Source organism: Klebsiella sp. X1-16S-Nf21 (assembly GCF_002837615.1).
GTDB classification, from domain to species: Bacteria; Pseudomonadota; Gammaproteobacteria; order Enterobacterales; family Enterobacteriaceae; genus Klebsiella; species Klebsiella variicola.
The window spans coordinates 79,928-86,995 of the sequence record NZ_PJDK01000017.1 but is presented as its reverse complement, the minus strand read 5'-3'; the positions used below and the strand labels follow the sequence as shown (position 1 = coordinate 86,995).

The window sequence follows — 7,068 nt, the reverse complement described above, 5'->3', positions numbered from 1 at the left end:
GAACGTTGAAGACGACGACGTTGATAGGCCGGGTGTGTAAGCGCAGCGATGCGTTGAGCTAACCGGTACTAATGAACCGTGAGGCTTAACCTTACAACGCCGAAGCTGTTTTGGCGGATTTGAGAGAAGATTTTCAGCTCTGATTCAGAGTCCGAAGGATTTTGCGCTGAGACAAGGCGGCAAACGAGGCGATGGAAGGAGCATACATAAGTATGTGACTGACACTCGCGAGAGCAGCCAACGCAGTATGAGCGCAAAAGACACAGGACGAGCACAAAGAATTTGCCTGGCGGCGATAGCGCGGTGGTCCCACCTGACCCCATGCCGAACTCAGAAGTGAAACGCCGTAGCGCCGATGGTAGTGTGGGGTCTCCCCATGTGAGAGTAGGGAACTGCCAGGCATCAAATTGCAGTAAGCCGGGGTGACAACCGGTGGTAATAAAGCGAAGAAATTCGGTGGAGCGGTAGTTCAGTCGGTTAGAATACCTGCCTGTCACGCAGGGGGTCGCGGGTTCGAGTCCCGTCCGTTCCGCCACTTATTAAAATTAAGCCTGCTATATTAGCGGGCTTAATAGCGAGAAAGATTTAGGGGCGTAGCTCAGTTGGTAGAGCACCGGTCTCCAAAACCGGGTGTCGCGAGTTCGAGTCTCTCCGCCCCTGCCATATATAATCCTTTGCTTAGGCAAAGGATTTTTTTTGCTTGTAATTTTTCCATTCCTCTCTCTTCCTTGCTTTCTGAGCACTCCATCCATGGAGTCAGATCTTTATTCCAGTATGCTGCTTTTCAGGATCTCGCGAATATGCGCTTGTTTATCACTATTTTGTAGCCAAATGGCATACAGAGGACGTGAGAGCGCTACGCTATCGGTCACCGTATGCAGACCACTTTTCTGCTGCGCCCAACTGACGGGTAACCAGGTACAGCCATTCAAGGTACTGAGTTGCTGATAGGCCAGTTCTGCGGAGCTCGTCGTTAACAGTGGCACATCATCGCTACCAATCAGCCCCACTTCGTTTTGCTGGAAATCCGGCCCCCATTCCAGACGCAGGTAGTTCAAATCATTCTTATTTTTCCCTGGGGCGGCACAATAGAGCGCCAGGGTGAAATTACCCAGCAACTGGCAGCTTAATTCATCCATCTTCGGTGATTCAGTTGTGATCAGGAGATCGAGCTGGCGTTCATGCAACTGTTTAACTAATGACTGACGTTGGGCGATCCGCGCCTCGAATTGCAGGTTATAGGGATCTTTGTAGAGAGTCCCCAGCCAGCCGTTCAGTAGACATTCCCACAGCGACGCGCTGGCCCCGATGGAGAATTCGTTATGTCGCGAAGAGTGAGCGACCTCCTTGCGCGCGGCCTGCCAGGTGTTCATCAACGTTTCGGCGTAGGGCAGTAGCTTTTCTCCGGCGGTCGTCAGACGAATGTTATTACGATGGCGGGTGAACAGGTTCACACCAAGTTGATTCTCCAGCTGACGAATACGAAAGCTGACCGCTGACTGCGTCAGGTAAAGTGCCTCTGCTGCCCGCCCAAAGTGACGAGTTCTGCTCACTTCCAGGAAAGTCTTGAGCAATTCCGTATCCACACCGTTCTCCACAAAATTATTTGTCGTCATGATTTAAATGTTTTGTTTGACGCTCTGTCAAGCGTAACTAATACTCCGCGCCATAAATAGCTCGGCCAAAGAATCAGGAGCGTGTAGGATGGCGGAAAGCTTTACGACGACTAATCGTTTTTTCGACAATAAAAATTATCCACGCGGGTTCTCCCGTCATGGTGATTTCACCATCAAAGAGGCGCAACTGCTGGAACGTCATGGTTATGCCTTTAACGAACTGGAACTGGGTAAACGCGAACCTGTTACCGATGATGAAAAACAATTTGTCTCGGTGTGCCGTGGTGAACGTGAGCCGGTAACGGAAGCAGAACGCGTATGGATTAAGTATATGGCACGCATTAAGCGGCCGAAGCGTTTCCATACTCTTTCCGGCGGCAAACCGCAGATGGAAGGCGCTGACGATTACACCGAAAGCGATGACTAAGAAAAAAGGGCGTAAGCCCTTTTTTTACGCCATCATTTTCTGCAGATGGTTTAGCATCCGGTCTATTGCCCGATAGCTGAGCGCCTCCTGCAAATGGCGGCGTTCAATCTCTTCAGCTTCTGCCAGATCGGCAATGGTTCTTGCCACCTTTAACAGACGCTGCCAGGCCCGTATAGAAAGCCCCAGCTGCGTTAACGTCTGTTCCAGCCAAAGCGCATCCTCCTGGCGCAAGTGACAGCAGCTCTTCATTTCACGATTCTCAAGATGCGCATTCAGCTTATTTTGCCTGAGCATTTGGCGTTCACGTGCCGCCAGCACACGCTGACGGACCGTCGCACTCGATTCTTCGCCCTGCGTGCCCTGGCTCAGTATCCCCGGCGGCGGGAGCGGGATCTCTAAAGAAAGATCGAAGCGGTCGAGAAAAGGGCCGGACAGGCGCCCAAGGTAGCGCAATGTCTGCTCAGGCGACGCGCGATTATGTTTGCCCTGATAATGCCCGGTAGGGCTTGGGTTCATTGCCGCGATAAGCTGAAAACGCGCCGGATAGTCAATCTTGGCGCGCGATCGCGATATGTGGATCTTGCCTGACTCAATGGGTTCACGCAGCGCGTCCAGCACCCGTCGTTCAAACTCTGGCAGTTCATCAAGAAACAGCACGCCATTATGGGCCAGTGAAATCTCGCCGGGGACAGGTATTGAGCCTCCGCCTACCATCGCTGCCAGCGAGGCGCTATGGTGAGGGGCGCGAAACGGCCTCTGACGCCACCGGGTCTTCGCAGTCTGGAGGTTGACCAGACTTTGAATGGCCGTGCTCTCCAGCGCTTCCTGGTTGCTTAATGGCGGCAAAAGGCCGGGGAGCCGGCAGGCAAGCATTGTTTTGCCGGTACCGGGCGGGCCAATCAGCAGCAGGTTGTGGCCACCGGCCGCCACAATCTCCAGCGCTCGCTTGCCTTGTTGTTGGCCGATAACATCACGTAGATCTTCACAGCGTTCATCAACGGCGGGCACGTCGGCGAGAGGCGGCGAGAGCGATGCTTGCCCTGCGAGAAACGCGCACACCTGTTGCAGATGGTCGGCGACCAGGCAATCGCTGCCGCCGATCAGACCCACCTCAGCCGCATTGTCAGAGGAGACGACAATGCGCCGGCCAGCTTTGATGGCTTCCATTGCGCTGGGGATCGCCCCTGGAACGCCGCGTAAGCCGCCTGTAAGGGCGAGTTCGCCCACAAACTCATATTGATTCAATCGGGTAGTGTTGAGCTGCTCTGAGGCGACGAGAAGCGCGAGAGCGATGGGAAGGTCATATCGCCCGCCCTCTTTGGGCAGATCCGCGGGTGCCAGGTTAATGGTTATTTTCTTCGCAGGGAAAGCGTAGCCGCTGTTGATCAAGGCGCTGCGTACCCGGTCGCGGGCCTCTTTCACGGTGGTCTCCGGTAGCCCGACCATGGTCAAGCCAGGCAGACCGCTGCTGAGATGAACCTCGATAGTAATCAATGGCGCTTCGATACCGAGCGCCGCGCGTGTGTAAACGATGGCGAGCGACATAAAACCTCCTGGACAGAGAAGGATTATGACGAGCCTGCCGTGAAACGGCAGCGGCAATAACACGAAGTTAGAAGCATAAATCCATTACTTTCACGCCATCTCGTTACATTTAGCCGAAAATGGAAGCGTGATCGAAAAAGGTGGTGCATCCGAAACAGAGATGGGCGCTGAGCGTACAGCGTGAAAGAAAACTGAATTTTTTTCATTTCTGATTTTCTTCATATAAAACAATTATTTTTCCTGAAACTGTTAGGCTGCTCAGAAACCAGGATATAAAAAAATCTTGTGTTTTATGTGATGTCTGTGGTACCTCTTTAGGTATTCCTTCGAACAAGAAGCCAGAAAGTACAGAAAATGACAGCCCTTCTACGAGTGATTAGCCTGGTCGTGATTAGCGTGGTGGTGATTATTATCCCACCGTGCGGGGCTGCACTTGGACGAGGAAAGGCTTAAGAATCAAGCCTTAACGAACTAAGACCCCCGCACCGAAAGGTCCGGGGGTTTTTTTATAACTGAAATAACCTAAGCGAGGAGCAGATGATGACTTTTAGCATAAAATTCTGTTTCTCCCGATTTATGACGGGGAACTAACTATGAATGGCGCGCAGTGGGTGGTACATGCTTTGCGGACACAGGGAGTCGACACAGTTTTTGGCTATCCGGGTGGCGCAATTATGCCGGTTTACGATGCACTGTATGACGGCGGCGTGGAGCACCTGCTGTGTCGGCATGAGCAAGGGGCAGCCATGGCGGCTATTGGCTATGCGCGAGCAACCGGGAAAACCGGGGTGTGCATAGCGACGTCCGGCCCGGGCGCGACCAACCTGATCACTGGCCTGGCGGACGCCCTGCTTGATTCCATTCCCATTGTCGCTATCACCGGCCAGGTGGCCGCTCCCTTCATCGGCACGGATGCGTTCCAGGAAGTAGACGTTCTTGGTTTGTCACTGGCCTGTACTAAGCACAGTTTCCTCGTGCAGTCTCTGGATGAGCTGCCGCGGGTTATCGCTGAAGCTTTCCAGGTGGCAAACTCAGGCCGTCCGGGCCCGGTGCTGGTTGATATCCCTAAGGATATTCAGATGGCCCAGGGCGAGCTTGATCCTCATTTCTCTACCGTCGACGATGAGATGGCGTTCCCGCAGGCGGAGGTTGCTCAGGCTCTGCAGATGCTGGCTCAGTCACAGAAGCCGATGCTGTATGTTGGCGGCGGGGTAGGTATGGCGCAGGCGGTACCGGCTTTGCGTGAATTCCTGGCGGTAACCCGAATGCCGGCAACCTGCACGCTGAAAGGGCTGGGCGTGGTGGCCGCAGATTATCCGTATTATCTCGGTATGCTGGGCATGCACGGCACTAAGGCGGCCAACCTGGCGGTACAGGAGTGCGATCTGCTGATCGCTGTCGGCGCGCGCTTTGACGATCGTGTGACCGGTAAGCTCAATACCTTCGCTCCGCATGCCAAAGTGATCCACATGGACATCGATCCGGCGGAGCTGAACAAGCTGCGTCAGGCGCACATCGGTCTGACCGGCGATCTGAACCGCTTGCTGCCGGCGCTGCAGCAGCCGTTAGCTATCGATGCCTGGCGCGAGCATAATGCCGCACTGCGCACCGAGCACGCCTGGCGTTACGATCATCCCGGCGAGGCGATCTACGCGCCGCTGCTGCTGAAGCAGCTTTCCGACCGTAAGCCGGCGGATAGCGTCGTGACAACCGACGTTGGCCAGCACCAGATGTGGTCGGCTCAACATATGACCTATACCCGCCCGGAAAACTTTATCACCTCCAGCGGCTTAGGCACGATGGGCTTTGGCCTGCCAGCCGCCGTTGGTGCCCAGGTGGCGCGCCCGGACGATACGGTGATCTGTATCTCCGGTGACGGTTCCTTCATGATGAACGTGCAGGAGCTGGGCACCGTCAAGCGCAAACAATTACCGTTAAAGATCGTGTTACTCGACAACCAGCGGTTAGGGATGGTTCGACAATGGCAGCAGCTGTTTTTCCAGGAACGTTATAGCGAAACCACTCTGACTGATAACCCTGATTTCCTCATGCTGGCCAGCGCCTTCGGTATTCCTGGCCAACACATCACCCGTAAAGACCAGGTTGAAGCGGCACTCGACACCATGCTTTCGAGCCAGGGGCCATACCTGCTTCATGTCTCAATCGACGAACTTGAGAATGTCTGGCCGTTGGTGCCGCCCGGCGCCAGTAATGCAGAAATGCTGGAGAAATTATCATGAAGCAACATCAGGTCGCTTTGCAGGCGCGTTTCAATCCGGAAACCTTAGAGCGCGTGCTGCGCGTGGTCCGCCACCGTGGTTTTCAAATCTGCGCAATGAATATGGAAACCGCGTCGGATGCGCAAAATATAAATATCGAATTGACCGTTGCCAGCCCGCGGCCCGTCGAATTACTGTTTAGTCAATTAAGTAAACTGGTCGACGTCGCCTGCGTCGAGATCCAGCAACCCACATCACAACAAATCCGCGCCTGAGCGCAGAGGAATAAAAAAAATGACGACGAAGAAAGCTGATTACATTTGGTTCAATGGCGAGATGACCCCATGGGGCGAGGCGAAAGTGCACGTCATGTCCCATGCATTGCACTACGGGACTTCGGTATTCGAAGGCATCCGCTGCTACGACTCGCACAAGGGCCCGGTGGTGTTCCGTCATCGCGAACATATGCAGCGTCTGCATGACTCAGCCAAAATTTATCGTTTCCCGGTCTCGCAGAGCGTTGATGAGCTGATGGAAGCCTGCCGCGAAGTTATCCGTACCAATAAACTGACCAGCGCTTATATTCGTCCGCTGGTGTTTGTTGGCGATGTTGGCATGGGCGTTAACCCGCCGGACGGTTACAAAACCGACGTTATCATCGCGGCGTTCCCGTGGGGCGCCTACCTCGGCGCAGAAGCGCTGGAGCAGGGGATCGATGCGATGGTTTCTTCCTGGAACCGCGCGGCGCCGAACACCATCCCAACCGCGGCGAAAGCGGGCGGCAACTATCTCTCCTCTCTGCTGGTCGGCAGCGAAGCGCGTCGTCACGGTTATCAGGAAGGTATCGCGCTGGATGTTAACGGTTATATCTCCGAAGGTGCAGGCGAAAACCTGTTTGAGGTAAAAGATGGCGTGCTGTTTACTCCGCCGTTCACCTCTTCCGCGCTGCCGGGTATCACCCGCGACGCGATCATCAAACTGGCGAAAGATCTTGGCATCGAAGTGCGCGAGCAGGTGCTGTCCCGTGAATCGCTGTACCTCGCGGATGAAGTGTTCATGTCCGGCACCGCGGCGGAAATCACCCCGGTACGCAGCGTTGACGGCATCCAGGTCGGCGCAGGTCGCCGCGGGCCGGTGACCAAACGCATTCAGGAAGCCTTCTTTGGCCTCTTCACCGGCGAAACAGAAGATAAATGGGGCTGGTTGGATCCGGTAAGTAAGTAATTAAAAATGGGACGGCACGCACCGTCCCATTTAATAA

8 protein-coding genes, 2 tRNA genes and 2 rRNA genes are annotated in these 7,068 nt (G+C 54.7%); 10 read left to right on the top strand and 2 right to left on the bottom strand.

Annotated features, from left to right (window positions below):
- The 4 genes from CW267_RS10465 to CW267_RS10450 all read left to right on the top strand — a co-directional run.
- A 23S ribosomal RNA gene (locus tag CW267_RS10465) occupies window positions 1-93 on the top strand; the annotation flags it as partial.
- A 192-nt stretch (window positions 94-285) separates the two neighbouring features.
- Window positions 286-401: ribosomal RNA gene (rrf, locus tag CW267_RS10460) — 5S ribosomal RNA — on the top strand.
- A gap of 57 nt (window positions 402-458) precedes the next feature.
- A tRNA-Asp gene (locus CW267_RS10455) sits at window positions 459-535 on the top strand.
- A 52-nt stretch (window positions 536-587) separates the two neighbouring features.
- Window positions 588-663: transfer RNA gene (locus CW267_RS10450), tRNA-Trp, on the top strand.
- Window positions 664-764: 101 nt separating this feature from the next.
- On the opposite strand, the gene hdfR is transcribed toward CW267_RS10450, so the two are convergent.
- The gene (gene hdfR, locus CW267_RS10445; protein ID WP_064180844.1) at window positions 765-1,586 is read right to left on the bottom strand and encodes an HTH-type transcriptional regulator HdfR; all 822 of its coding nucleotides are present in this window, start codon (window positions 1,584-1,586) and stop codon (window positions 765-767) included.
- A 118-nt stretch (window positions 1,587-1,704) separates the two neighbouring features.
- Between hdfR and CW267_RS10440 the strand changes: the two genes are divergently transcribed.
- Window positions 1,705-2,043 (top strand): DUF413 domain-containing protein, encoded by a 339-nt coding sequence (locus tag CW267_RS10440; protein ID WP_004886877.1) that lies wholly within the window; start codon window positions 1,705-1,707, stop codon window positions 2,041-2,043.
- A gap of 24 nt (window positions 2,044-2,067) precedes the next feature.
- Here CW267_RS10440 and CW267_RS10435 read toward each other — a convergent pair whose 3' ends face one another.
- The gene (locus CW267_RS10435; protein ID WP_012969207.1) at window positions 2,068-3,588 is read right to left on the bottom strand and encodes a YifB family Mg chelatase-like AAA ATPase; all 1,521 of its coding nucleotides are present in this window, start codon (window positions 3,586-3,588) and stop codon (window positions 2,068-2,070) included.
- A 354-nt stretch (window positions 3,589-3,942) separates the two neighbouring features.
- On the opposite strand from CW267_RS10435, the gene ilvL reads away from it, so the two are divergent.
- The 5 genes from ilvL (at window position 3,943) to CW267_RS10415 (ending at window position 7,031) form a co-directional block, all read left to right on the top strand.
- A complete protein-coding gene (gene ilvL, locus CW267_RS10430) occupies window positions 3,943-4,041 on the top strand; it encodes an ilv operon leader peptide (protein WP_001311244.1) in 99 nt (32 codons plus the stop codon).
- An 84-nt stretch (window positions 4,042-4,125) separates the two neighbouring features.
- Window positions 4,126-4,179, top strand: coding sequence for a peptide IlvX (ilvX, locus tag CW267_RS31690; RefSeq protein ID WP_201281575.1), 54 nt, complete (start codon window positions 4,126-4,128; stop codon window positions 4,177-4,179).
- Between the two features lie 2 nt (window positions 4,180-4,181).
- The gene (ilvG, locus tag CW267_RS10425) at window positions 4,182-5,828 is read left to right on the top strand and encodes an acetolactate synthase 2 catalytic subunit (protein ID WP_046622505.1); all 1,647 of its coding nucleotides are present in this window, start codon (window positions 4,182-4,184) and stop codon (window positions 5,826-5,828) included.
- A complete protein-coding gene (ilvM, locus tag CW267_RS10420; protein ID WP_008807981.1) occupies window positions 5,825-6,082 on the top strand; it encodes an acetolactate synthase 2 small subunit in 258 nt (85 codons plus the stop codon). The genes ilvG and ilvM overlap by 4 nt, the downstream gene beginning before the upstream one ends.
- Window positions 6,083-6,101: 19 nt before the next feature.
- Window positions 6,102-7,031, top strand: a complete 930-nt coding sequence (locus CW267_RS10415; protein WP_008807980.1) for a branched-chain amino acid transaminase — start codon at window positions 6,102-6,104, stop codon at window positions 7,029-7,031.
- Window positions 7,032-7,068 lie beyond the last annotated feature (37 nt).

Excerpts from the sequence above, each read along its gene's own strand:
- CW267_RS10435 (WP_012969207.1), bottom strand. The coding sequence starts at position 3,588 with ATGTCGCTCGCCATCGTTTACACACGCGCGGCGCTCGGTATCGAAGCG.
- CW267_RS10440 (WP_004886877.1), top strand. The coding sequence starts at position 1,705 with ATGGCGGAAAGCTTTACGACGACTAATCGTTTTTTCGACAATAAAAAT.
- CW267_RS10415 (WP_008807980.1), top strand. The coding sequence starts at position 6,102 with ATGACGACGAAGAAAGCTGATTACATTTGGTTCAATGGCGAGATGACC.
- ilvG (WP_046622505.1), top strand. The coding sequence starts at position 4,182 with ATGAATGGCGCGCAGTGGGTGGTACATGCTTTGCGGACACAGGGAGTC.
- ilvL (WP_001311244.1), top strand. The coding sequence starts at position 3,943 with ATGACAGCCCTTCTACGAGTGATTAGCCTGGTCGTGATTAGCGTGGTG.
- ilvM (WP_008807981.1), top strand. The coding sequence starts at position 5,825 with ATGAAGCAACATCAGGTCGCTTTGCAGGCGCGTTTCAATCCGGAAACC.